This window comes from Natronococcus sp. JC468 (assembly GCF_012163165.1).
Lineage (GTDB): Archaea > Halobacteriota > Halobacteria > Halobacteriales > Natrialbaceae > Natronococcus > Natronococcus jeotgali.
In genome coordinates this window covers 26,923-51,121 of record NZ_JAAVUO010000022.1, presented here as the reverse complement: position 1 = coordinate 51,121, position 24,199 = coordinate 26,923, and the positions used below count along the sequence as shown (strand labels likewise).

General features: G+C 69.7%; 24 protein-coding genes. 5 read left to right on the top strand and 19 right to left on the bottom strand.

Annotated elements, in window-relative coordinates; genetic code table 11:
* Positions 1 to 16: 16 nt before the first annotated feature.
* From GWG54_RS13490 to GWG54_RS13430, 13 genes are all read right to left on the bottom strand, one after another.
* Positions 17 to 1,591, bottom strand: coding sequence for an AMP-binding protein (locus GWG54_RS13490; RefSeq protein WP_312854289.1), 1,575 nt, complete (start codon positions 1,589 to 1,591; stop codon positions 17 to 19).
* Positions 1,579 to 2,628 carry a mandelate racemase/muconate lactonizing enzyme family protein gene (locus GWG54_RS13485; RefSeq protein WP_167938269.1) on the bottom strand — a complete coding sequence of 350 codons (1,050 nt, stop codon included), beginning with the start codon at positions 2,626 to 2,628 and terminating at the stop codon, positions 1,579 to 1,581. Before GWG54_RS13485 ends, GWG54_RS13490 begins: the two co-directional genes overlap by 13 nt.
* On the bottom strand, positions 2,625 to 3,569 hold the full coding sequence (locus GWG54_RS13480) for a 1,4-dihydroxy-2-naphthoate polyprenyltransferase (RefSeq protein ID WP_167938268.1): 945 nt from the start codon (positions 3,567 to 3,569) through the stop codon (positions 2,625 to 2,627). The genes GWG54_RS13485 and GWG54_RS13480 overlap by 4 nt, the downstream gene beginning before the upstream one ends.
* A 60-nt stretch (positions 3,570 to 3,629) precedes the next feature.
* Positions 3,630 to 4,913: a Tat pathway signal protein gene (locus GWG54_RS13475; protein ID WP_167938267.1), complete on the bottom strand. Its 1,284-nt coding sequence runs from the start codon at positions 4,911 to 4,913 to the stop codon at positions 3,630 to 3,632.
* A 56-nt stretch (positions 4,914 to 4,969) separates the two neighbouring features.
* Complete coding sequence (locus GWG54_RS13470) at positions 4,970 to 5,863, bottom strand: 1,4-dihydroxy-2-naphthoyl-CoA synthase (RefSeq protein ID WP_167938266.1); 894 nt, start codon at positions 5,861 to 5,863, stop codon at positions 4,970 to 4,972.
* A 76-nt stretch (positions 5,864 to 5,939) separates the two neighbouring features.
* Positions 5,940 to 6,350 (bottom strand): PIN domain-containing protein, encoded by a 411-nt coding sequence (locus tag GWG54_RS13465; protein ID WP_167938265.1) that lies wholly within the window; start codon positions 6,348 to 6,350, stop codon positions 5,940 to 5,942.
* Positions 6,347 to 6,574, bottom strand: coding sequence for an antitoxin VapB family protein (locus GWG54_RS13460; protein ID WP_312854288.1), 228 nt, complete (start codon positions 6,572 to 6,574; stop codon positions 6,347 to 6,349). The genes GWG54_RS13465 and GWG54_RS13460 overlap by 4 nt, the downstream gene beginning before the upstream one ends.
* A 135-nt stretch (positions 6,575 to 6,709) precedes the next feature.
* Positions 6,710 to 8,536 carry a gamma-glutamyltransferase gene (ggt, locus tag GWG54_RS13455; protein WP_167938263.1) on the bottom strand — a complete coding sequence of 609 codons (1,827 nt, stop codon included), beginning with the start codon at positions 8,534 to 8,536 and terminating at the stop codon, positions 6,710 to 6,712.
* Between the two features lie 125 nt (positions 8,537 to 8,661).
* Positions 8,662 to 9,297, bottom strand: coding sequence for a hypothetical protein (locus tag GWG54_RS13450; protein ID WP_167938262.1), 636 nt, complete (start codon positions 9,295 to 9,297; stop codon positions 8,662 to 8,664).
* A 96-nt stretch (positions 9,298 to 9,393) separates the two neighbouring features.
* Positions 9,394 to 11,745: an MEDS domain-containing protein gene (locus GWG54_RS13445; RefSeq protein WP_167938261.1), complete on the bottom strand. Its 2,352-nt coding sequence runs from the start codon at positions 11,743 to 11,745 to the stop codon at positions 9,394 to 9,396.
* Positions 11,746 to 11,890: 145 nt separating this feature from the next.
* Positions 11,891 to 13,687, bottom strand: a complete 1,797-nt coding sequence (gene menD, locus GWG54_RS13440) for a 2-succinyl-5-enolpyruvyl-6-hydroxy-3-cyclohexene-1-carboxylic-acid synthase (RefSeq protein WP_167938260.1) — start codon at positions 13,685 to 13,687, stop codon at positions 11,891 to 11,893.
* Positions 13,684 to 15,033 (bottom strand): isochorismate synthase MenF, encoded by a 1,350-nt coding sequence (locus GWG54_RS13435; protein WP_167938259.1) that lies wholly within the window; start codon positions 15,031 to 15,033, stop codon positions 13,684 to 13,686. Before GWG54_RS13435 ends, menD begins: the two co-directional genes overlap by 4 nt.
* A 65-nt stretch (positions 15,034 to 15,098) precedes the next feature.
* The gene (locus GWG54_RS13430; RefSeq protein WP_167938258.1) at positions 15,099 to 15,698 is read right to left on the bottom strand and encodes a sulfite oxidase-like oxidoreductase; all 600 of its coding nucleotides are present in this window, start codon (positions 15,696 to 15,698) and stop codon (positions 15,099 to 15,101) included.
* Positions 15,699 to 15,947: 249 nt separating this feature from the next.
* On the opposite strand from GWG54_RS13430, the gene GWG54_RS13425 reads away from it, so the two are divergent.
* Together GWG54_RS13425 and GWG54_RS13420 are read left to right on the top strand one after the other, a co-directional pair.
* Positions 15,948 to 16,247, top strand: a complete 300-nt coding sequence (locus GWG54_RS13425) for a hypothetical protein (protein WP_167938257.1) — start codon at positions 15,948 to 15,950, stop codon at positions 16,245 to 16,247.
* Between the two features lie 145 nt (positions 16,248 to 16,392).
* Positions 16,393 to 16,617 carry a ribbon-helix-helix domain-containing protein gene (locus GWG54_RS13420; RefSeq protein ID WP_008425700.1) on the top strand — a complete coding sequence of 75 codons (225 nt, stop codon included), beginning with the start codon at positions 16,393 to 16,395 and terminating at the stop codon, positions 16,615 to 16,617.
* Here GWG54_RS13420 and GWG54_RS13415 read toward each other — a convergent pair.
* Positions 16,614 to 16,793: a hypothetical protein gene (locus GWG54_RS13415; protein WP_008425699.1), complete on the bottom strand. Its 180-nt coding sequence runs from the start codon at positions 16,791 to 16,793 to the stop codon at positions 16,614 to 16,616. The genes GWG54_RS13420 and GWG54_RS13415 overlap by 4 nt on opposite strands.
* A gap of 108 nt (positions 16,794 to 16,901) precedes the next feature.
* On the opposite strand from GWG54_RS13415, the gene hisF reads away from it, so the two are divergent.
* Together hisF and GWG54_RS13405 are read left to right on the top strand one after the other, a co-directional pair.
* Positions 16,902 to 17,717, top strand: a complete 816-nt coding sequence (gene hisF / locus GWG54_RS13410) for an imidazole glycerol phosphate synthase subunit HisF (protein ID WP_167938256.1) — start codon at positions 16,902 to 16,904, stop codon at positions 17,715 to 17,717.
* 124 nt (positions 17,718 to 17,841) lie between these two features.
* A complete protein-coding gene (locus tag GWG54_RS13405) occupies positions 17,842 to 18,666 on the top strand; it encodes a hypothetical protein (protein WP_167938255.1) in 825 nt (274 codons plus the stop codon).
* 45 nt (positions 18,667 to 18,711) lie between these two features.
* Here GWG54_RS13405 and GWG54_RS13400 read toward each other — a convergent pair whose 3' ends face one another.
* Complete coding sequence (locus GWG54_RS13400) at positions 18,712 to 18,996, bottom strand: DNA-directed RNA polymerase subunit L (RefSeq protein ID WP_167938254.1); 285 nt, start codon at positions 18,994 to 18,996, stop codon at positions 18,712 to 18,714.
* 100 nt (positions 18,997 to 19,096) lie between these two features.
* Here GWG54_RS13400 and GWG54_RS13395 point away from each other — a divergent pair, with 100 nt between their 5' ends.
* Positions 19,097 to 20,890 (top strand): rhomboid family intramembrane serine protease, encoded by a 1,794-nt coding sequence (locus GWG54_RS13395; RefSeq protein WP_167938253.1) that lies wholly within the window; start codon positions 19,097 to 19,099, stop codon positions 20,888 to 20,890.
* Here the strand turns inward: GWG54_RS13395 and GWG54_RS13390 are convergent.
* From GWG54_RS13390 to GWG54_RS13375, 4 genes are all read right to left on the bottom strand, one after another.
* On the bottom strand, positions 20,887 to 21,510 hold the full coding sequence (locus GWG54_RS13390; protein WP_167938252.1) for an METTL5 family protein: 624 nt from the start codon (positions 21,508 to 21,510) through the stop codon (positions 20,887 to 20,889). The two genes, GWG54_RS13395 and GWG54_RS13390, sit on opposite strands and share 4 nt — an antisense overlap.
* 10 nt (positions 21,511 to 21,520) lie before the next feature.
* Positions 21,521 to 21,922, bottom strand: coding sequence for a hypothetical protein (locus GWG54_RS13385; RefSeq protein ID WP_167938251.1), 402 nt, complete (start codon positions 21,920 to 21,922; stop codon positions 21,521 to 21,523).
* A gap of 200 nt (positions 21,923 to 22,122) precedes the next feature.
* On the bottom strand, positions 22,123 to 23,166 hold the full coding sequence (locus GWG54_RS13380) for a cell division protein FtsA (protein WP_167938250.1): 1,044 nt from the start codon (positions 23,164 to 23,166) through the stop codon (positions 22,123 to 22,125).
* An 85-nt stretch (positions 23,167 to 23,251) separates the two neighbouring features.
* Positions 23,252 to 24,172, bottom strand: coding sequence for a permease (locus GWG54_RS13375; protein ID WP_167938249.1), 921 nt, complete (start codon positions 24,170 to 24,172; stop codon positions 23,252 to 23,254).
* Between the last annotated feature and the right edge of the window lie 27 nt (positions 24,173 to 24,199).

Genomic DNA, 24,199 nt, shown 5'->3' with positions numbered 1-24,199 from the left:
GTTCGACCGCCCGCGCTCACCCTGACCGCGACCGCGTCGAGACGTCCGTTCCGGACTCGAGCAGCCGCGCCCGTACGGCCTCGCGGTCGACGGTTCCCGAGTGAGTGCGGGGCAGCGACGCCGTCAGGCCGATCGTCTTCGGTCGCTTGAACCCCGCCAGGCGGTCGTCGCAGCGTTCGAGCAGGTCCTCGAGGTCGACCGAGCCGCCCTCGGGGACGACCAGCGCGGCGACCCGTTCGCCCCACTCGGGGTCCGCGAGGCCGACGACGGCCGCGTCGGCGACCGCGGGATGGGAGCGCAGGACGTCGGCGACCGCGCCGGGATCGACGTTCTCCCCGCCCGTGACGATCCGGTCGCTCCGGCGGTTGAGCACCCAGAGCCGGCCCTCGGCGTCGGCGTAGCCGACGTCGCCGGTGTGGAGGCCGCGGTCGCTAAACGCGGCCTCGGTGTGTTCGGGCTCGAGGTAGCCCGGGGTGACCGTCGGCCCGGAGACGACGAACTCGCCGACCTCGCCCGCGGGAACCGCCTCGCCGTCCTCGTCGACGACGGCGACGTCGGTCCCGAGCAGGGGCTGGCCCGACGTCCCCTCGTGAGCCTCCGTCTCCGCGGGCGTCGCGGTGGCGATCTGGGAGGCCGTCTCCGTCATCCCGTAGGTGGGGTGGACCGGGACGTCGGCCTCGCGACAGCGCTCGAGCAGGTCGCTCGAGGCGGGCGCACCCCCCAGGAGGACGAACCGCAGCGAGTCGGCGGGCCGCCAGCCGTCCTCGAGCAGGCGCTTGCACATCGTCGGCACCAGCGAGACGCCGGTGATCGCGAACGACTCGAGGGCGTCGGCGGTCGCCCGCGGCTCGAACGACCGCTGGACGACGACCGGGGTTCCGTACAGGACCGAGCGAACGACGGGCGCGAGCCCGCCCATGTGGTACATCGGGAGACAGCACAGCCACCGATCCTCGCGGGTGACTCCGAGGCGAAACGCCGACGCCGTCGCGCTGGCCAGCAGGTTGCCGACGGTCAGCCTGACTCCTTTCGGATCCCCGGAGGTGCCGGAGGTGAACATGATCAGCTGGACGTCGTCAGGCTCGAGCGAGGCTGGTTCGGCCGCGGGCGGGGACGGGGAGTCGGCCGCGTCGTCGCCGACCGCGATCGGTCGGACCCGATCCGAACCCGGGTCGTCGACGGATCGAACCGGGATTCCGCCGCGTTCGTCGGCCAGCTCGAGGGCGTCCGACTCGGTGTCGGCCTCGCAGACGACGGCCTCGAGTTTCGTCCGTTCGGCCTTCCCGACGAGTTCGGGGACCGCCTCGCGGACGTTCAGCGGGACGACGGGCGTCCCGAGCCGCATCGCGGCGAAAAACAGCGTCGCGAACGCGGGACGGGAATCGAGCAGGAATCCGAGCCGGGCCTCGCGCGGGGTCTCGAGGACGTCCCGGAGCGCGGCTGCGGCCGCGTCGACCCGTCGATCGAGCTCGCGGAACGTCCACGACGCGTCCCCGTCGGCGTCGATCAGGGCGGTCCGCTCCGGGGTGGCGGCGACGCGGTGGCTCACCGGATCGCGGGCGGGCCACTCGAGGGGCGTCACGCCTCCCACACCCCCTCGACGCCCAGCCCCTTGGCCTGGGGGACGACCGCGGCCCCGTTCTCGAAGAGGACGGGGTCCCGGCCGAGATCTTCCGCGAGCAGGTCGCCGGTGGCCAGCCCGCAGGCCGGCAGCTCGGGCAGCGACGCCGCGAGGTGGACCGCGCCCGTGCGGGCGACGACGCCGTCGATGGTCGTCGTCACCAGCGGCGTGATGCCGAACTCGGCCATCCAAGTCGTCACCTGCCGGGCGACGTCGAGCCCGCCCAGCGCCATCGGCTTGACGACGACGGCGTCGGCGGCCCGAGCCTCGCAGATCGTGTCGACGCCGTGTTCGAGAAGCCCCTCGTCGAGGGCGATCCCGACGCCCCGTCCGCGGAGCTCGGCGTGGCCCTCGAGGGCACCCGCGGGGAGGGGCTGCTCGACGAGCGCGACGTCGTCCTCGTCGAAGGCCTCGATCGCCGCGAGCGCCTCCTCGTAGTCCCAGGCGCCGTTGGCGTCGGCCCGGAGCTCGACCGACGGGCCGACCGCGTCCCGTACCCGGCGCATCCGTTCGACGTCGGCCTCGACGTCTCGGCGGCCGACCTTGAGCTTGCAGCAGCGAAACCCGCGCTCGACGGCGTCCCGCGCGGCGGAGACGGTCTCCTCGACGGAACCGTCGCCGACGGTCGCGTTCACCGGCACCCGCGCGACCAGCGCGTCGGGCGCGTAGTAGCGGTACAGCGGGATCGACTCACTGGAAGCCGCCAGATCCGCGAGCGCCAGCGAAACGCCGTATCGGGCGGCGACGGCCTCGTCGACGGCCTCGAGGGCGCCGTCTTCGTCGCCGGAATCGAGCGCATCCCGCGCGCGCTCGAGGGCGGCCTCGCAGTCCGCGAGCGATTCGGTCCACCCCGGCAGCGGGGTCGCCTCGCCGTAGCCGACCGCGCCGTCGGCGCGGCTCACGCGGACGAGAAAGCCGTCCCGGGACTCGATCGTGCCGCTGGCGGTCTCGAGGGGGTCGGCCAGCGACAGTGAGAACGAGCGGTACTCGAGGTCGTACCGGCTCATCCCAGCACCAGCCCTCCGGCAAACAGGACGGCGTACAGCGCGAGCAGCTTCCCGGTCCGCTCGAGGGCGGGGTTGAGCGCCTCGCCGTCGGTGCGGGTCAAGACGGTGCGGGCGACCAGGGCCCCGTAGGGTACCGTCGCGATCGGCGCCAGCACCGCAGGGCCGAACCCCTCGCCCAGCCAGAGCCACGCCGGGACGAGGTACGCCAGCGCGAGCAACCCGGCGTACTCGAGGCGGCTCCCCCGGTAGCCGAGTCGCACCGCCAGCGTCCGCTTTCCGGCCTCGGCGTCGGTCTCGAGGTCGCGGACGTTGTTCACGACGATGATGGCCGTCGAGAGCCCCGCGATCGGCAGGCTCGCGAGGATGGCCTCGCGGGTCAGCGTCCCCTCGGGGATCGTCGTCGCCAGCGGGTCGGCGAGGACCGCCGCGGCCTGGACGTAGTAGGTTCCGGTGACGGCGACCAGTCCGAAGAAGACGAACACGAAGAGGTCCCCGAGGCCGTGATAGCCCAGCGGGTAAGGACCGCCCGTGTAGGCCCACCCGCAGAGAACGCTGATCAGGCCGATCGCGAGGATCGGCACACCCCCGACGTAGACGAGGTAGGTCCCCGAGAGGATCGCCAGCCCGAAGGTGACGATCGTCGCCAGCTTGACCCGTTCGGCCGAGATCAGTCCCGACTGGGTGACCCGGGTGAACCCCTCGCGGTCGTCGGTGTCGGCGCCCTTGACCGCGTCGTAGTAGTCGTTCGCGAAGTTGGTCCCGATCTGTATCAGCGCCGCGCCGACGAAGGCCATCAGCGCCGGCAGCGGGGCGAACACGCCCTCCGCGACCGCGACGCCGACCCCGACGATAACGGGGGCCGCCGCCGCGGGGAGCGTCTGCGGGCGCGCGGCCATCACCCACGCCTTCGTCCGCGAGATGTCGAGCTCCGCCGTACTCATTGTCGGAGTACTCCGACTCGAGGAAGTGTCAACGTTGGCATTCCGATCGCGGATCGGGGCCTACCCGGCGGTGTCCGGCGCCGCCGGCGGCAGCGCCCGCAGCGATCGCGGCGGCACGAGGTAGTTCCCGCGCCGCCGGACGAAGAGGTAGTGACGGATACCGCTGTTGGCCGTCGAAACCTCGAGGTCGGCCCCGGTCATCGCCTCGCGCACGCGGACGAAGTCGCCGATTTCCCGTTGCAGCGAGAGGAAGTGCACTCCGGAGCGGTCGCCGTCGACGGTGTTGACGTCGCGCCGCAGGAGCAGGGGTTCCCCGTCCTCGCGGGCTCGAGCGGCCTTCTGAGCGTGACCGACGACGCCTCGCTCGCGGGCGTGGTCCCCGGTTGCCCCGACGCGCTCGTCGGTCAGCCCGTTGGTCGTCCCCAGCGCCTCGCCGACCTCCCCGACCGCCTCCTCGTCGTGGTCGGGGCTGAACAGCTTCGCGACGCGCTGGCGGTGGTTCTCCTGGCCGAACCACTGCTCGAGCTGGAGCCCGATCGAGGAGAGCTGCTGGGTGGTCCCGCCGGCGAACGGCCCCGCGTCGATCGTCACACGGTCCTCGCCCGCCTGGCTCTCGGCGAACCCCGACCGAAACCCCATGAAGAAGGGCGCGTCCGCGGGGATCGACTCGGGAACGCCCGAGACATCGGCGCGGTCGGCCGGCAGCCCCTCGCCGACGAACCCCGTCCGACGGCGCTCGGGGAGCCGATCGAAGACCTCCGAGAGGTCCGCCGCGAGGGCGGCGTCGTTGACCGTCTCGCGCTCACCGAACAGCCCCGCCTCGGCCTCGAGGACGACCTCGGGGCGGTCGCTCGCGAGGTGTAACACGGCGTCGAACCCGTCGAATTCGAGCTCCTCGCCCGGCGCTAGCGGCTCCGGCTCGGGCAGGTCGACGGAATCGGGCAGGTCGCCGTCGAACCGATCGAAGTACGACGGCGTGTACCCCAGCGTGAACAGCAGTCCGTCCGCGCTCCGCTCGTAGGCTCGCTCGAGCGTTTCGAGGGCGTCCTCGGTCGTCGCTCGAGCGTCCTCGTCGACGTCGTCGACGTCCAGCGACAGCGCGGCGAAGACGTGGTGTTTCGCCGGCCGCACGTTCCCGTCGGCGTCCGTCGAGAGGGACTCGTTCCAGGCGTGCTGGCGCTCCGGCAGCGACGACGGGTCGTCCGTTCCCGTCGGCACCGCGCGGTCGCCCTCGGGTTCGCCGACTGCGTCGAGGCAGGCGCTCAGCGCCGCGGCGCCGCCGGCGGCGACCAGCGCGCGGCCGTACTCACGGCGGGAGAGCGCGGATCGACCGGGGAGGGACACGCTCGAGGCTCCGCCGGCGACGGGACAAAGCGTTTCGGTTGCTCACGACGGGCGAGTCAGTAGTGCCAGGGGTAGTCGTCGAAGTCGGGCTCGCGGCCCTCCACGAAGGCGTCCCGACCCTCCTTCGCTTCGTCGGTCATGTAGCCCAGGCGGGTCGCCTCCCCGGCGAACACCTGCTGGCCAACCATCCCGTCGTCGGTCATGTTGAACGCGTACTTGAGCATCCGCATCGCCGTCGGGCTCTTGGCGTTGATGCGCTCGCCCCACTCCAAGGCGGTCTCCTCTAACTCCTCGTGGGGGACGACCTCGTTGACCATCCCCATCTCCGCGGCCTCCGCGGCGTCGTAGGTCTTCCCCAGGAAGAAGACCTCGCGGGCCTTCTTCTGGCCGATCTGTTTGGCGAGGTACGCGGAGCCGAAGCCGGCGTCGTAGCTCGCGACGTCGGGGTCGGTCTGGAGGAACTTCGCGTGCTCCTCGCTGGCGAGGGTCAGATCGCAGACGACGTGCAGCGAGTGGCCCCCGCCGACCGCCCAGCCGGGGACGACGCAGACGACGACCTTCGGGATGTGACGGATGAGCCGCTGGACCTCGAGGATGTGCAGCCGTCCCTGCTCCGAGGCACGCTCTTCATCCCCCTCGTACTGGTAGCCGTCCTCCCCGCGGATCGTCTGATCCCCGCCCGAACAGAACGCCCAGCCGCCGTCCTTCGGCGAGGGGCCGTTCCCGGTCAGCAGCACGCAGCCGACGTCCGTCTGGCGTTTCGCGTGCTCGAGTGCGTCGTACAGTTCGTCGACCGTCCCCGGCCGGAAGGCGTTGCGAACCTCGGGTCGATCGAACGCGATCCGGACCGTCCCGGAGTCGACCGCCCGGTGGTAGGTAATGTCGCGAAAGTCCCGGTCGACGTCCTCGACCGGTTCCCAGCGCTCCTTGTCGAAACAGTCGGAAACCATCGCTCGAGTGTGGTCGCCGTCGCGCCAAATAGGTTCGCGTCGCCGCTCGAGAGCGGACTCGAGCCCGCACCCCTCGTCAGTGCGGATCGTACGCTTCGACGTCCAGTACGGCCCGGACATCGTCCGTCCAGAACTGCTTTTCAGCCGTTGCGAATCGCCCGCCGTGCTCTCGAGCGGAGGCCGCGATCAACGCGTCGAGTTGATCCACAGGGGCGCCTCGTTTCTGGAGCGCTTGCTGGAGGTCGTGGCCTTCGATCGCCGTTTCACGGGTGGTCTCGAGGACGTCCATCGAGGTCGTTACGGAGTGGATGATCGCTTCCGGAGTCGCGCCGATATATCCATACAGACCCCCCATGAGGGCTTCGAAGAGGACGATAGACGGCACACCCCACGGATCCTGTTCGTGTGTTTCGAGGAACGATCTCGCGTCGTCGACGCCGTTGAGGTAGTCGCTGAGGAGGTTGTTGTCGAAAACGAGTACTGTCACTGATCGATCTCCTCGACGCGGTGATCCATTCGGGTTCGCATCTGCTCTCGAATCTCCTCCATCCCCTCCTTCGATCGCTCCGAATCGCTCGACGCGATCCCGAATCCGACCCACTTATCTTCCGACGTGAGACGGAGGATTACGTCGTTGTAGCTCTCGTCCTCCCGTTTGAATAGATCCAATCGCGACTTCGCCTCCTCCGACAGACGGATTGAGGTGCTCACGTATGCACAAATGCATGCAGCCCGAATAAAGATAGCCATTCGGCTCACCGATCCACATGCGGAAAGAAGGTTTTCTCAGCTCGACTTCGCTTCCGGATCAGTTGGGGAGGTATACGACCGAGGACGCCCGGGCGGTCAGTCGTCGCAGCTCCTCCCGGGAGCGCGGTCGAAACCGACCGCCTGCCCGTCGCGGTTCGGGTCGGCCGCGCCGGTCAGCAGGCCGTCCTCGCTGGCGATGACCTGGACGTTGCCGATCTCGCCCGGCTCCTCGTCGACGTCGTGGCCCCACTCCTCGAGGGTCTGGCGGGCCTCCGCCGGCACGCCCTCGTCCCACTCGACCCCGCCGAGGGAGTGAGTGTAGATCGTCGGCTCGGTGATCGACTCGAGCGGGCGCAGTCCGTAGGCGTAGCGGTGGAGGATCGCCTGGAGCGTCGCGCTGACGATCGACCACCCGCCCGGCGAGCCGGCCGTGAACTCCGGGGTCCCGTCGCGCAGCACCATCATCGGGCTCATGCTGCTCAGCGGGCGCTTCCAGGCGCCGGGCTCGTTGGGTCCGCCGGGCTCGGCGTCGAAGTCGGTGAGCTCGTTGTTGATCATGAACCCGCGTCCGGGCACCATCTTGCCCGACCCCATGAACCGCTCGATCGTGGAGGTGTAGGAGACGGCGTTGCCCCACTTATCGATAACCGAGAAGTGGGTCGTCTCCCCGGGCTGGCCCGGGCCCATGGGTCCGTCCTCCGGGAAGACGGTATCCCCGAACTCGATGGGGTCGGCCCGCGACCGGAGGTAGTCGTCGGCGAGCAGTTCGTCGACGGGGACGTCGACGAACTCGTCGTCGCCCATGTACTCCATCCGGTCGGCCCAGGCGGAGTAGATCGAGTCGGCGATCAGGTGGTACTTCTCCGTCGACCGGATATCGTAGTTTTCGACCTCGAGGAACTCGAGCATCCGCAGGACCATCGCACAGACCGTCGGGCCGGAGCTGGGCATCGGCTGCCCGACGAGTTCGACGTCGCGCCACTCCTTGCGGACCGGCTCGTCGATCGTGACGTCGTACGCCGCCAGATCGTCCTCGTCGACGACCTGGTCGGGATCGCGAGCGTACTCCCGGATCGTCGCGGCCAGATCCTCCGCGACCGCGCTCTCGTAGAAGCCGTCGGCGCCCCGGCGCCGGATGCACTCGAGGGTGTCGGCGAGATCCGGGTTGGTCATCGTATCGCCCTCCTCGTAGCGGTTCCCCTGCTCGTCGCTGTAGGTCTCGATAGCCGCCTCGTTGAACTTGTCGGTGTTCTCCGCGATCTGTTCGGCGAGGAACCGGTCGACGGTGAACCCCTCGCGCGCGAGGCGGATCGCCGGGTCGATCAACCGCTGGCGCGAGCACGTCCCGTACCGCTGTCGGGCCGTCTCGAGGCCCTTGACCGTTCCCGGCGTTCCCATCGCCTCGCCGGTCTCGATGTCCTGCTCGTACTCGCCCTCGTGACTGTACAGCTCCGGCGACGCGGTCTGTGAGGCGCGCTCCCGGCTGTTCACGCACTCGATCGTCCCGGAGTCGGCGTCGTAGACGACCATGAACCCGCCGCCGCCGATCCCCGAGCCGTGGGGCTGGGTCACGTTCAGAACGTACTGCAGGGCGATCGCCGCGTCGACGGCGTTGCCCCCCTCGCGGAGCACCGTCGCCGCGACCCCCGAGGCGATCGGGTCGACGCTCGAGACCATCCCGTCCGCGGCGGTGACCTCCCGTCCGCAGGTGAACTGCGGGTGATCACAGCTAAAGCCGGGAACGTCCGTAACCGACTGGTAGTCGGCGGCCGCAGCCGTCGGCGTCCCGAACGCGAGCGCCCCCGCGGCGACCCCCGCACTCGAGAGGAACGCCCGACGCCGAAGCCTCGAGGGCGTCCCCCGTTCGTCCGCCCGTTCTCCCGCCTGTCCCTCCGCCCGCCGTGGTGTGCCATCTCGTGACATGAGTGTCGTGCCACGCGGACACTCACCAGTCTCGGACAAAACCGTTTCGGAAACTAAACCCTCAGAATCGCTGGAAATTCTCGAGTCGAAAACCGCTCGGGACGATCCGCGAGTGCGGCGACTGCCTACCGCTCGGCGACGGGGAGGTCGTCCGCTTTGACGAGCGGCGTTACCGTCCGCGTCTCCGCGTCGTACTCGACGAGCGCCCGGGACGCGAGCGCCGGCAGGTGGCGGTGGTGGAGTTCGATCAGGACCGTCTCGAGGGAGCGGTCGACGGCACCGACCGCGTGGATGCGTCGGCCGAGGCCCTCGAGCGGGAGCGGTTCATCGCGCGTCGCCAGAACCTCGAGTGCGGCCCGGCCGCACGGATCGGTAGCGACGGGAAGCGCCTCCGGGAACTCGTCGCGGTCGGTCACGAGCGCCGCGACCCGGTCCGCGTCCTCGCCCGGGGCGATCCGACCCGTCGCGTCGTCGCTGGCGACGAGGGCGGCCGCCTCGAGTTTCGGGAGGTGGACGTGGCGGAGCTCGAGGCGCACCCGTTCGACCGAAACCGGATCCTCGTCGTCCGTCCCGTCACCGATCCGGGTCGCGACCTCGCCCGCGAGGGCCGCCCCCGTTCGAGGCGACTCGTCCTCGAGCAGGACCGCAAGCGTCGCCCAGCGGATCGGGTCGGCGAGCGCCTCGAGGATCGCTCGCTCCCGCGGGAGTCGCTCGAACCGCTGCTCGTCCGCCGGCGAGGGGGGATCGCGGTCGCAGGTCATTCGGTCCGTACACGTCGCTCCCGTCGGAAACGCGTAGGGCCTAGTTACCGAAAGGGGCTGCCGACCGACACCTCAATACTGAGTCCCGCGGCGTCGCTACTCGAACAGCGATTCGCAGAGCTTCCGCTGGGCCGCCCGGAGGTGCTGTGCGAACGTCGGCTGGGAGATTCCCAGCGACGCCGTCACCTCCTGGCCGGTGCTCCGTCTCGGGGATTCGAAGTACCCGCTCAGGTACGCCGTTCTGAGGACGTCCCGCTGTCGGTCGGTGAGGTCCTCGGCGAGTGCGCTGCGGACCGAATCCGGGCCCGACCGCGTCCGGGTGCGGCGGGCGACCAGCTCCGTTCCCGGGAACGTCCGCCGGAGCTCGCCGATAACCGTGCGGACGTCGGCCGACGGCGGGAGCTCTACGGTGGCGTCGATCCCCGTCCGGTCGACGCCGATCGACCGGAGCTTGCCGCCGCGGTCGACGACCGCCGCCGCGACGGTCGGCCCCGCGACAGCGAGTTCGAGCCGATCGTCGTCGGCCGAGACGCGTCGGCACCGTTCGATCCCGACGACGTCTGCGGCCGCGTCCTCGACCCGTTCGGGGCGGTCGTCCGCGGGCCTAACGAAGAGGTGATCGGCCTCGTCCCCCGGGACGTACCCCTCGACGGCGACCGAGCAGTCGATCTCGCGGGCGAGCCGGACGGGCGCCGTCTCGGCGTCCGAGACGGCCAGATCGAGTTCGAGGACGGTCGGCGAGCCGAGCGCGGTCTCGGTCTCGGCGCTGTGGACCGCGGTCCCGATCAGCTCGCCGAGCTCGACGAGGACGTCCCGATCCAGCTCCGTCATCGCCGAATCGCGCGTGTACGCCGTGAGGACGCTGTAAACCGTGTCTTCGTACGTGATCGGGACGCTCACGCAGGAGCGAAACCCCCGTTCGAGGGCGACCGAGCGCCAGGCGTCGAACGATCGCTCGGTGGCGACGTCCGCGACGAGCTGCGCCCGTCCGGTGTCGGCCGCTCGAGCCGCGGGCGTCGGCTCGGACCACGCGTCGATCGTCGCCGCGAGCTCGTCGCCGGCGCCGTCCGCCCCGGCCCACTCGAGCGGCGCGACGACGTCGTCGAACGCCGGTTCGCCGATCCAGGCGAACGCGTAGGCGTCGGAGCGAGCCAGCGCCGCGCAGACGACTCGCCGGATCTCCTCGCGCGAGTCGGCCCGGACGACGCCCCGCTCGACGCCGCGGATGACCCCGTTGATCCGCTCGAGGCGCTCGAGGCGTCCGGCCTGCTCGCGAAGCTGTCGCTCGCGGTCGGCGCGGTCGTACGCGGCCTCGACGTTCGCGGCGATCGTCCGGAGCAGGTCCATCGAGACGTCGTCGAACGCGTCCGGGTCGGCCGACGCCGCGCGGATCACGCCGTGGTTTCCGAGCGGAACGACTGCCACCCCGCCCCCGGCCGACGACCGCTCGCCGACCGCGCCGTCGCGTTCGAGTTCGATCGTGCGACACTCCTGGTCGACGAACGCGCCCCAGCGGGGGTCGACGTCGCTCGAGCCGTCGGCCCCCGCGGCGCGTCCGCCGTCGGTCGGCTCGAGATCGCCCGTCTCGGCGTCGTACAGCCAGACCTCGGCGCTCTCGGCGCCGAGGACGTCCCGGACGACGTCGCTCGCGCAGTCGTGGATCTCGTCGGCGTCGGCCCGCAGCAGCTCCCGAGTGGCCGTCGTCAGCCTCGTCAACCCCCGATCGCGGTACTCCAGACGCGAGCGGGTCTCCGCCCGTTCGGCGATCGTCCGCAGCTTTCGGTCGACCGTCGAAGCGACGTCGTCCGGGCGCTCGCCGGGCGGGGCGTAGAACACGTTCCGGCCGACGGTGCCGTCGAAGGCGATGTGGGGGTGGTTCTCGATGATGCCGTCCAGGAACTCGTCCGGGAACGCCTCGCGGTCGTACTGGCAGAGTCCGACCGCGTCGTAGTCGGCGTAGAACCGGTTGAGGGAGCGCTCGTACTCGAGCACGCGATCGAGGTCCGCGTCGGCCTCGAGCAGCCAGGACAGCTCCCCGGTGATTCGGAAGCCGTCGTACCCCTCCCGGGCGGCCGCCTCCACGGTCGACCGGAGGGCGTCGATAACCGCCTCGCCGTCGAACGGCTCGTCCTCGCCGTACATCTCGGCCGGTTCGTGGACCGAGAGCGCGCCGCTCTCGACGGCCTCGTCGACGTCGATTCCGTACTCGAGCATCGCCTCGAGGACCTCCTCGCGGCTGCGCTGGCCGGCGACGTAGAGACAGCGCTCGCCCCGGTCGAGGCCGGCGCGAACGAACGGGATCGCCGCCGCGAACTGCTGGTCGGCGGTTCGGTAGATCGACGCGAGGTGGTCGTGGGCGGTACAGATTTCGTCCATCCGGACGGGCGTGACGAGCGACTCGTCGCTCCCGCGGTCGAGCTCTCGCTGTGGTACCCCTTGCTGAGCCATTATCCGACTCAGCGCGCTCGGAGACAAAAGGATGCTGCGAGAACGCGACCCACGAAGGGAGCCTCCGGGACCGGAACCGACTGCGAGTCCGGTATATCGAAATGCGGTGTGTCAGTCGCCTCTCGAGCGACCGGTGACGGACTCGTTACCGACCGCGCTCGAGGGCGTCCGCGACCGCGGTTTCGGTCCGTTCCGCGAGGACGTCCCGCTGGCGGTGGCTCGCCTCGGCATCGAACCGGACCGCGAGCACCTGCGTTCCCTCGCTCTCGAGCGATCGGCGGTAGGCGGCCGCGAAGTCGACGGGATCGACGCGCTCGAACTCGAGGCCGTACAGCGCCGCGAGGCGGTCGAACTCGAGGCCGTGGGGCGTCTCGAACTGGTCGGTAAAGGGGGGCTCGAAGTCGGCGATCGGTAGCTCGTGGAAGATGCCCCCGCCGTCGTTGTCCAGCAGGACGATCGTCGCGTCGACGCCGCAGCGTCGCACGGCCAGCAGGCCGTTAGAGTCGTGGTAGAAGGAGAGGTCGCCGGTGACGAACACGAGCGGATCGTCGGTCGCGCTGCCGGCGCCAAGCGCCGTGCTCGTCGTGCCGTCGATCCCGCTGGCGCCGCGGTTCCCGAGGACGGTCAGCTCCGCGTCCCGCGGGCGGGCGAACCGGTCGGCGTCGCGGATCGGCATACTGTTGGCGACGACGACCGTCGCGGGGTCGGGCGCCTCGGCGAAGACGGTCGCGAGGACGGCTCCCTCGAAGGGGTCGCGCTCGAGCGCCGACGGCTCGAGCGCCTCGTCGCGGCACCGCCAGCGGGCGCGCTCGGCCCGCTCGAACCGCTCGAGCCACTCGTCGTCGGCGCCGGCGTCATCGCCGGCGGACCGGAGGCGTTCGCGGACGCCCGCCAGCACCGACGACGGCGTCGCGGCAAGCAGGTCGGTCGCGGTAAAGGTCGCCTCGCGCCACGCTCCGGCGGGGTCGAGCAGGTACTGGTCGGCGTCGGCCGCCGCGAGGGTCGTTCGAAGGGGTTTCGAGGTCGGTGAGGCGCCGAACCGGACGACGACGTCGGGCTCCGGGGCGACGTCGGCGTAGGCGTCGTAACCGCCGAGTACCGGGCCGTCAGCGGCGCCCTCGCCGAACCGCAGCCCCGAGAGGGGGTCGGCCAGCACCGGGGCGCCGACGCGTTCGGCGACCGCGAAAACCGTCGCGGGCTCGAGGTCGCAGAGCTCGACGGGGTCGGCGGGTCCCGCCACGAACAGCGGGCGGTCGGCCGCCGCGAGCGCGTCGACGAGGTCGGCGACGGCGTCGCTCGAGGCCTCGAGGGTCGGCCGTCCGCGGTCGATCTCGACGAACGCGACCGTCCGTCCCCGCCCGGCGGGGGTCTCCGCGAACGAGTCGGGAACGTCCTCGGTCTCGGTCGGCTCGAGGGGTTTCCGGAACGGGCAGTTGAGGTGGACGGGACCCGCGGGGGTGCCGACCGTCTCCGCGAGCGCGCGGGCCGCGGTCGTCCGCAGACTCCGGACCTTCCGCTCGTCGGCCTCGGGGTCGGGCAACTCGGCGTACCAGCGGACCGCGTCGCCGTACAGCTTGACCTGGTCGATCGTCTGGTTGGCGCCGCTGTCGCGCAGCTCGTGGGGGCGGTCGGCGGTGAGCACGAGCAGCGGGACGCGAGCCTGGTTCGCCTCGATAACCGCGGGGTGGAAGTTCGCGGCCGCGGTGCCGGAGGTGCAGACGAGGGCGGTGGGCTCGCCGGTCCGGCGGGCCCGGCCGAGCGCGAAGTAGGCGGCCGAGCGCTCGTCGAGCTGTGAGAAGACCTCGACGTCGCTCTCGGCGAACGCGACCGTCAGGGGCGTCGATCGACTCCCCGGCGAAACGCAGACCGCCTCGAGCCCGCCCTTCTCGAGCTCGTCGACGAGGGTGCGACCCCACAGGGTCGCGCGGTTGGGCGCGCTCATCGCAGCTCGTCCAGTACGGGCCGGAACTTCAGCTGGACCTCCTCCCACTCCTCCTCGGGGTCGCTGTCGGCGACGATCCCGTTGCCCGCGAACAGAGTCACGGTCTCGTCGGTTGCCACCCCCGAGCGGATGCCGACCGCGAACTCGCCGTCGCCGTCGGCGTCGAACCAGCCGATCGGGGCGGCGTACCAGCCCCGGTCGAAGGACTCGGTCTCGCGGATCGTCTCGAGAGCCGTTTCGGGGGGCACGCCGCCGACCGCCGGCGTGGGGTGGAGGGCCTCGACGAGCTCGAGGACGTGTCGGTCGGCCTCGAGGGTGGCCTCGATCGGGGTCCGCAGGTGCTGGATCGTCGCCAGCCGGCGGATCGTCCGGTCGTCGACCGCGAGCTCGCTCGCGAGGGGGGCGAGCTGGTCGCGGATCGCCTCGACGACGAGCCCGTGTTCGCGGCGAAACTTCTCGCTGTCGAGCAGCCGCTCGGCGTGTTCGTCGTCCTCCTCGGGGGTCTCGCCGCGGGGTACCGAGCCGGCCAGGGCTTCGGTCTCGACCCGATCGCCGCGTTTCGACACCAGTCGCTCGGGCGGGGCGCCGAAGAAGGTACCGCTGGTCCCGTCGCCGACGAGGAACCGATAGCAGTTCGGGTACCGTCGACGCAGTCGCTCGACGGTCGCGGGGACGTCGATCGACCCCTCGAGGTCGACCGACAGCGCCTGCGCGAGGACCACCTTCGTGAGTTCGCCGGCGTCGATCCGCTCGAGGGCGGCCTCGACCTGGGCGCGCCAGGAGTCGAGCGGGGTGGTCCGCCGCGTCTCGGCGACGCCCGGCCCCGACCCGCTCGGGCGCATCGCCGGCAGCTCGAGCAGGCGCTCATGCCACTCCTCGAGACGCCGCGTCGCGTCCGCGGCGTCGTCGGCGACCGCGGTGAGCCAGGTGCCCTCGTCGCTGCGGGTCACGAGCACCGCCGGGACGACGAACGACGCTGCCTCGAACCCTCGCCAGACGCCGCCCGCGTCGTGGCCGTCGTGGAACGAAAACCCGCCGAACGCGCGCGGACGAGCGACGTCCGGACCGACGTGATCCAGGCCGTCGAACGTCGCCTCGGCCTGCGTTCGGATCTCGTCGAACCGGTCCGACCCGCGAGCCTTGAGCCGGGCGGCGACGCCGCGACCGACGACCTCGAGCCCCGCGGGAGTCGCCCACTGCACCCGGCAGGCGTCGTCGGCCTCGACGACCGCGCCGAAGGAGACGTCCTCGAGTTCGCGGCTCCGGCTCGTCAGTCCGGCGCCGTCGCGCCCGTCCGCGGGCCGCGCGTCGCCGGCGAGTTGTCGCCCGCCCAACGTTCGGTCCATCGACGGAACGTCAGGGCTGGCTCGCCTTCAGCCTAACTATTCGGCAGAATCGGTGCCGCGAGCCCCTAGCTGTACCGCTCCTCGTTCCAGGGGTTCGCCGTCTCCGAGTAGCCGCGTCGCTCCCAGTAGCCCGGCTCCGGGTCGGTGAGGAACTCGATCCCGTCGACCCACTTGGCGCCCTTGTAGGCGTACTTATGGGGCGTGACGACTCGCAGCGGACCGCCGTGGTCGGCCGGGAGCGCCTCGCCGTCGTACGCCCAGGTCAGCAACACTTCCTCGCGCATGCAGTCCTCGAGCGGGAGGTCGGTCGTGTAGTCGTCTAGCGCCGAAAACATGACGTGGACGGCGTCGTCCCGCACCCCAGCGCGCTCGGCCAGCTCCGTGAAGGGAACGCCCGTGAACTCGCAGTCGAACTTGCTCCAGCCCGTGACGCAGTGAAAGTCCTGGCGCTGGGTCGTAGTCGGGAGCGTCCGGAACTCCTCCCAGGAGAAGGAGAGTTCGTCCTCGACCGCGCCGGTGACGGTAAACTCCCAGGTTTCGGGGTCGAACTCCGGCGTGCCGCTCTTCGAGAGCACCGGAAACGCCGTCGTCTCGCGCTGGCCCGGCGGCAGGCGTTCGTCGCTGAACTCCCGGTAGAGGTCCGTGACGTCGGTTGCGTCGCTCATGGGCGAATGCAGGCGATCCGTTCACGTAGGTCTGACGCTGCGAGGGCGAGACGGCGACGCGAGCGACGCCGGACGGTCCCGGTGCGGACGCCAGCGACCGCGAACCGGGCCGGCGACGGAAACCGTCGATTCCCTCGACGCGGCGCCGATGGAACGATCGCGTAACGGTCGAAACGGCTCGGTAATCGGACGGTTCGTTCGCGAAACCCTCGTCACCCCTTAGTACGGTCTCGTGGACCGCTGCATCGTATGGAAGGCAAACAACAGATGATGGAGCGAGAGGCGACCGGACAGATGACCGACGGCGTCGGCGAGCAGGCGATGGGGCCCGCGCTCATGGCCTCTCTCGCCTCGGTCGGGCTCTCGTGGTATTACTTCTTCGTGCGGGGCGATCGAGAGCGTGGACTGTTCGTCGGGCTCTGGCCGCCGACGATCCTCGCGTTCGCGAGCTACTTCAACCAGCGCAGAATGCGCCAACAGCTCGACTCGATCACCCAGCCCGGAACGACGATCAAAAACGCCATCGACTCCATGATGGGGAACAAGTAGCGCCGGCGCCCGCTTCCCGTCGTCGGGCCGACCCGCGGGCCGGCCCGCGACCGAAAACAATAGTTACGCGCGCGGAACTTTTTCTTTTCCCACGGCGTAGATTCCCCGTCAAAGCTAAATACCCCCTCGCCGAAAGCCGAATCAGATGCCGAAAGTAGAGATCACCATCCCCGAACATCTCGAGATGCAGATCGCGCAGATGGTCGAGCGGGGCGAGTTCGTCAACCGAGAGGAAGCGATCGAGGACCTCCTGTCGACGGGTATCAAGGCGTACAAGACGAGCGGTCCGATGGAGGACGAGGACGAGGGAATGGGTGGCGGCCTCGAGGACGACGGGATGATGGGCCACGACGACGAGTACGTTTTCTAGAACGCGACCAGCGGGATCCCGAACGCGATCAGGGCCCCGACGAGCATGACCGCGAAGCCGACGCCGACGTCGCGGGCGCTGTAGTCGCTCATCGGTGCAGTCGTCCGTTCGTCGTCGAGGTCGTGGCCGACGTCGGCTCCCGAGTCGTGATCGACCGTCTCGCTGTCGTCTGCCATACCCGCGCCTTCTCGACTCGAGGTCTTAACTACACCGACCGGGATCGGTCGCCCGACCGCCCGTTCCAGACGGCTTTACTACCCCGGGGACGAACCCTCGCACAACGAATGACTCTGACGAAACGCGTCATCCCGTGTATCGACGTCGACCTCGACGAGGACGGGAACCCGGCGGTGTACACCGGCGTCCACTTCGAGGACCTCGAGTACACCGGCGACCCCGTCGAGATGGCCAAGGCGTACAACGAGTCCGGCGCCGACGAGTTCGTCTTCCTGGACATCACCGCCTCGGCAGAGGGCCGCGAGACGATGCTCGACGTCGTTCGCGACGTCGCCGACGAGGTGTTCATCCCCCTGACCGTCGGCGGGGGGATCCGCACGACCGAGGACATCAAGGAGACGCTGCGGGCGGGGGCCGACAAGGTCTCGATCACCACGGGGGCCCTCGAGCGACCCGAACTCATCACCGAGGGCGCCCGCGCGTTCGGCAGCCAGTGTATCGTCATCAGCGTCGACGCCAGACGGCGCTTCGACGGCGAGGGCGAACACTACGTCGAGGTCGACGGCGAGTCCTGCTGGTTCGAGTGCACCAAGAAGGGCGGCCGCGAGGGGACCGGGATCGACGTCCTCGAGTGGGCCCGCGAGGCCGAAGATCGGGGCGCCGGCGAGCTGTTCGTCAACTCGATCGACAAGGACGGCACCAAGGACGGCTACGACGTCCCGCTGACGAAGGCGGTCTGCGAGACCGTCGACACCCCGGTGATCGCCTCCTCGGGCTGTGGCGGCCCCGAAGACCTCTACGAGGTGTTCACCGAGGCCGGCGCCGACGCGGGACTGGCGGCCTCGATCTTCCACTTCGACGAGCACTCGATCCGGGAGTGCAAGGAGTACCTGGACGAACGGGGCGTTCCCGTCCGGCTCTGAGCCCGGGTAGCCGCCCTCGAGAGCGTTCCGTGATCCCGTCCGGCCGACGTCGTCGACGGGCGGACGCCGAAGGCGACCCCCGGATCCAGTACGCTTATCTCGCCGCGGTCGTGCCCTTCTATCAGTGAAGTGGCGGTGCACCTGGTGCGGGAAACCACACGACGAGAACGACCCACCCTGCGACGAGTGCGGCCACAACGTCTTCGAGGAGGCCGTCGTCCGCGAGGACGAGGCGACGGCGTCCCGGACCGTCGACACCGGGACGACGTACGTCTGGCGCTGTCAGGACTGCGGTCGGGACCACGTCAGGAACAACCCCCCGTGTTCGCGCTGTAACGGCCACGACCTCCGGAAGGTCGAGCAGAACTACGACGACGTCGAGCGCGACCTCGAGATCCCGGGCTGGCTCGAGGTCGCGAAGCCGTACCTGCCGGTGTTCGCGGTCGTCGGACTCGTCGCCCTCCTGTTCGCGACCGGGGTCCTCTCGCCGTCGCTGTTGCCGGGACTCGGTTCGCCCTCGCCGCCCGAGGCGCCGGGCGAGGGAACCGAAGCTGCCGGGATCGACCTCGAGGAGACCGAGCGGTTGGTCCACGAGCGACTCGAGGACGAGCGAACCGACGGCTCGAGCGAGTACGACGACGACCTCGCGGCGTTCGCGGAGTACCAAAACCGGGCGTTCGTCGCGAGCGAGTACGACGGCGCCGACCCCGATCCCGCCGACCCCGGCGAGTTCGGAGTCGACTGCGAGGCGGAGTTCATAGGCGTTCGGTTCGCGCTACCGGAGTCGACGATCGGCGACTACGACGGCGAGGCCGCGCTGGCCGACGACGTCGCGTCCGCGCTTTCGAGCACCGACGACGGCGACGCGATCCTGGCGGGACCGCCGAGCGAGGGGCTGGACCTCCACGTCGTCGACGGGACGGTCCACGTCGTCTACGCGGCCTGCTGAGGAATCCCGATCGAGTACCGCGACGAGAACAGCCGTGAGAGGGATTCAGGCTGCCGCTTCGAACGCCTCTCGGAAGGCGGTCGTCTTCGAGCGGACGCCTGCTGCACCCTCCTCGAGGGCCTCGAGGGGGTCGACGCCGCCCTCGGTCTTGATCGTCAGGATGGGTTCGGTCTGGCCGCCGGACTGTTCGGGGTTGACGTCGTAGGTCGCCGCGCTGACGTCCTCGTGTTCTAAGAGCGCGCCCTTGAGGACGTTCATGAACGTGTGGTCCTCGCCGGCGATCTCGATCGAGAGTTCGTTCTCGCTGCTCTCGGTGACCCGCAGTTCCATACGCGCTAGTGGGGCCGTCGGTCGCTTGTACCTTTCCTTTCGACCCCGCTCGCGGCGCGACGGCAACAATTCCTATACGGGTGCGGTCGAATCACGGGGTATGGACCCGGTCGCGGTCGGCTTCGGACTCGCCGTGCTGGCGGTACTGCTGGGCTCGGCGGCGGTCGTCAGGCTGCTCTACCGTCCGGAACGACCCTGGAGCGAGGTCGTGCGGGCGCGGCTCGTGTGGGGCGTTCCGTGGGGGTCGATCCTCGTCCTCGTCGGCGTCTGCTGTGTCTACCTGTTCGTTCAGGACGGCGTCACCGACTTCACCGACCCCGTCACGATCCCCTATCGCGCCTGGTCGTACTTCTCCCCGCTCGGAATGCTCACGGCGTCGTTTTCCCACGCCGACGCGGGCCACCTGCTCGGCAACCTGGCCGGCGCCGCCACCGTCGCGCCGATCGCCGAGTACGCCTGGGGACACTACACCGAGGACGGCGAGCGGGCGGACTCGTGGCTGGCCGATCCCCGGGTGCGCGCGCTGGTGGTGTTCCCCGCCGTCGTCGTCGCCGTCGGGCTGACGACCAGCCTGTTCGCGCTCGGTCCGGTAATCGGCTTCTCGGGGGTCGTCTTCGCGTTCGCGGGCTTCGCGATCGTCCACTACCCGATCGCGACCCTCGTCGCCGCGGTCGGGCTCCAGGGGGCGCTGTTGACGGTGCTCGAGGCCCTCCGGCGACCGATCGGCGTCTACGTCGCGGAGGCGAGTCCGCCCGGGCCGCCGTCGTGGGCGACGATCGCCATCCAGGGCCACGGCCTGGGGTTTTTCGTCGGGATCGTGCTCGGCGTTCTGGTGCTCAGGCGCCGGAACCGGTCCCCGAACCCGTTTCACCTCTGGCTCGCCGTCGCGCTGTTCGGCTTCGCGAAGTCGCTGTGGGCGATCTACTGGTTCGGCGGCCAGAACACGTTCGTCCTGCTTCGGGGTCCTGGCGTGGTCGTCGTCGCGGTCCTCGCGGTCGTCGTCACGGTGGCGGCGACGGGCTCCGAGCGACCGCTGGTGCCCCGACGACTCCGGCGGGAGGGAGACTCGAGCGAGCGATCGCCGTCGGAGCGCGTCCTCGAGCTCGCCCGCGGCTCGGGTCGAACAGACGGCGGCGATCCGGACGGGCTCGACCGGGTCGCCGCGATCGTTCGCGGGGCGCGAGCCGACGAGAGCGATCGACGCTACCACCGGTACGCGGCGTTTCTGGCCGTGTTGCTTGTCACCGCCGCCCTGATGGGGATGGCCGTCCCCGCGAACGTCCTTGTCGTCGAGGAGGAGACGACCGCCGAGGCAGCCGTCGAGATCGAGGGCTACACCGTCACCTACGAGGAAAACGTCCAGAACCAGCTCGTTTCGCCCGTCGCGGTCGGTCCGCTCGAGGACGCCGTCGCGCTGGAATCGAGCGGGGTGATCGTCTCGAGCGACGAGCGTCAGATCTGGCTCGACGCGGTGACGAGCCGGCGGCTCGCGTTCAGCGGCGAGGAGACGGTGATCGTCGGCGGCCCCGGCTGGCGCGAGTCCGTCACCGCCGAGCGAACCGGCTGGGAGCCCGTCGGCAACGAGACGGTCTACCAGGTCCGACTCGAGGGCCCCGACGGGGACTCACGGCTCGCCTACGAGTCGAACGCCTCGCGAGCCGACGTCCGGATCGACGGCCGAACCGTGACCGTCGCGAGCGCGGACGGCGAGTTCGTCCTCGAGGTCGCATCCGACGACGGGGACGAAGCCGACGAGCCGACGACCGCGCCGGTGCCGACCGAAAACGAGTCGACCGAGGCCGACGGGCTCGAGTTCGAGTACGAGGACGGAACGGTGTACGCGGTATCGAACGAAACCGAGGTCGCGGTCGCGACCGAGGAAACCTACGACTAGTCCCACTCGACGCGGAACAGTTCGGCCTCGAGCGTGGTTTCGTCCTCGGTGTGAAAGTCGAAGCGCCTCTCGATCGGAAACTCGGTTCGAAAGGCGTGCGTAACGGTACCGCCGGCGTCGGCGGCGAAGGATTCGACGAAGGACTGGCTCCCCTCGTTGTGGATCGTATACGAGACGGTCCCGACCGTCCGGGCGGCCTGGAGGAAGGCCCGATCCGCGTGGCGGTTGCCCCGCTGGGCGCCGAAGGGCGGGTTCGAGACGACGGTCGCCGCCCCGGGAACCAGCGGTGCCCGCGTCGCGTCGCCGCGGAGCCAGTCGAGACGGTCGGCGACGCCGACCCGCCCGGCGTTCTCGCGGGCCAGCGCGAGCGCGTCGGCGTCGACGTCGATTCCGAGGACCCGATCCGCGCCGGCCAGCGCGGCCCCGACCGCGAGCATCGCCGTTCCGGTGCCCAGGTCGACGACCTGCCGCTCGAGGTCGCCCTGGAGCCCCGCGAGGTGACAGAGGTGGGCAGCGATCTCCGGGGGCGTCAGGTACTGCTCGAGCGACGCCGACGGCTCGGCGAAATCGGACAGCGACTCGAGCCGGCGGGCCAGCGTTCGCCGGGAGGGGCCGGACATTACGCCGGCGTCAGCGCTCGAGCGTAATGGGTGCGTCGAGTTCGAGCGCGATTCCCTCTCGATCGGCGCGCTCGGCGCAGGCCGCGAGCGCTGGCCGGACCTTCTCGGCGTTCGCGACGGCGTCGGCCGACACCGTCACGGCGTCGACGCCGAGGAACGCGCCGGCGCGGACGTAGCGTCGGATGCGGTCGGCCTCCTCCTGGGTGGCAAGCGAGCAGTCCTCGTCGAAGCGGGTCTCGAGGGAGAGTTCGGTCGGCGACAGTCCCTCGCCGTACAGGTCGCCCTTGAGTTCGCGGAGGTACTCGGGTGCGGTCGATTCGAGCGCCGTCGCCTCGATCGTCACGGGCGTGACGTCCGCGGGCCGACAGCGGTCGATCGGCGACTCGAGTTCGGGTCCGGACGTGGTACTCATTGGGGGTGCATACATGTCCTGCATACAAAAACATTTCTGATGCACAATAGTAATACCGTGGCGTCGAAACGGCGGGCTTCGCAAGGCGGCGCCAGCCGAGGCTATTCGGTCGAGGAAAACGGCGAGACCGAGCCGACCCGGAGCACGAACGGGCCGGCTCGAGGAACGGGTTCAGTGCGGAGACAGCCCGCGGGGGCGCCTCACTCGCTCGACGGTGCCGGTTCCGCTTTCGTCTCCGGTCCGGGTTCGGAGTCGTCGAGATCGACGTCCTCGTCGGATCGGGCGGCGACCAGTCCGCCGCGAGCGACGCTGTACAGCGGCTCGCTGGCGTGGGAGACCCCGCTGATCGAGAACGGGATGCTCGCCTCGCGGAGGTGGTCGCGGAACAGCTTCTCGAACCCGCGCGGGCTCGAGGTTCCGCCCGTGACGACGACCGGGACGTCGAGCCCCTCCTCGATGTCCTCCTCGTCGACCTCGCTGACGATGTTCTCGATGACGTAGTCGAGCAGGTTCTCGTAGTAGATCGACAGCGCGCCCTCGACCCCGCCGACGTCGGTCGTGAAGTCGAGTTCGAAGTCGGCCTCCTTGATCGAGGTGACCTTGTCGACGGGCGTTCCCGTCGCGCGGGCGGCCTGCTCGTCGACCCAGTCGCCCCCGCGGGCGACCGAGAACTTCATTACTGGCACCGCGTAGTACGCCAGACAGACGTTCGTCATCCCGGCGCCGAAGCTGATCCCCAGCCCGGTGAAGTTGTTGTCCGCGAGTTCGCTGTAGATGACCGACATCCCCTCGTTGATGGGTTCGGCGTCGTACCCCATGTCGTCGAGGAACGACTCGATCGTCTTCTGGTGGTACAGCGTCGAGAGCTCCGAGTCGATCGGATCCGCGGGCGTCGAGAAGTACACCTTCTCGCCGGGACGGTCGGGCTCGCCGACGACCTGCTGGATGATGAGTTTCATCATCGGGATCGCGCTCCGCTCGTCGTTCGAGAGGATCCCGTGTTTCATTGGGCGACGGGTCTCCTTGTTGAAGATGTTCGCGAAGTTCAGCGCGTCGTCGCCGACGACATACACCTTGTCGTCCTTGCGGATATGCAACACCTCGCTGCGGGCGAGCATCTGTTCGGCCATATCCGAGTAGCCGATCTCCACGAAGGAGTTGCGTTGCTGTACGAACACCGTGCCGTTTCCGTCCTGCTGTGCCGACAGGATGTTCATCGTGCCGACGTCTAGGCCTTTGGCCATACCGCCGAACTTACCCGTTAGGTTATAAGTTTAATGGCAAGAATGTATTTATTTATGAGGTTTTCGAGAGGCGGCGAACGACCGGTTACGATCGCTCGAGCAGCGCTCGGACACGACCGGTAACCCCGCCGAGGACGCCGTTCGAGTCGTCGGAGACTCGGTTTTGTTCCTCCCGCCTCCGCTCGCGAAGTTCGGTCAGCTTCGCCGTCTGGTCGTCGACGGTCGAGTTCGACGCGGTGGTCGAGGTATCCCGACCCTGGAGTCCCTTCAGCCCTGCAACCTGTTCGTCGACCCCCGACAGCCGGGTCGTCGTCGTCCCCTCACCCGGCTCCATCGAGACGTCGTCGAATCCGTCGTCGGAAAACTCCAGACGCTTCGTGTCAGTCTTCTCGACGCCGCCCCAGGAGAGTTCGACGCTCGCCATCGCCTCGTCGATGTCCTCGCGGACGTCGGCCATCGAGAGCCCGCCGTCCTCGTCGGGGTCGGCGCTCTCGTCCTCGGCTGCGGGCGATTCGGCCCGACTCGCGAGCTCGAGGTAGTGGGCGACCAGCGCCGCTCCCGTCGCGGCGACGAGCCCGGTGAGCCCGACCGCGTACGCCGTGACGACCTCGACGGTGTAGTCGACGTCGCCGACGAAGTACCAGTGGTGCGGGTACGCGTACAGGAAGCCGGCGACGGCGAGGGCGGCGAGTGCCGCACCACCGACCGCGCCGTACAGCGTCCGACGGTCGGAGGGCAACAGGACGACGACGCCGAGCATCGTCGCCGGCAGCGACAACAGCCCCAGCGCGTACGCCGGCTGGAGCAGGTCGTAGTAGGCGCTCTCGAGGGTTCGGGCCTCGTAGGTGCTTCCCCAGAGGAAAAGCAGGAGGGCCGTCGCACCGATTCCGATCCCGCCGAAAAAGAGGCCGAACCCGACGTAGACGTCGGTGTATCCCTCGGGCTCGCCGACGTACTGCCGGTAGAGGTCGACGAAGTAGCCATCGGGGGACTGTTCCGTTGTCATGCCCCGCTGATTTTTTCTCCACCACCA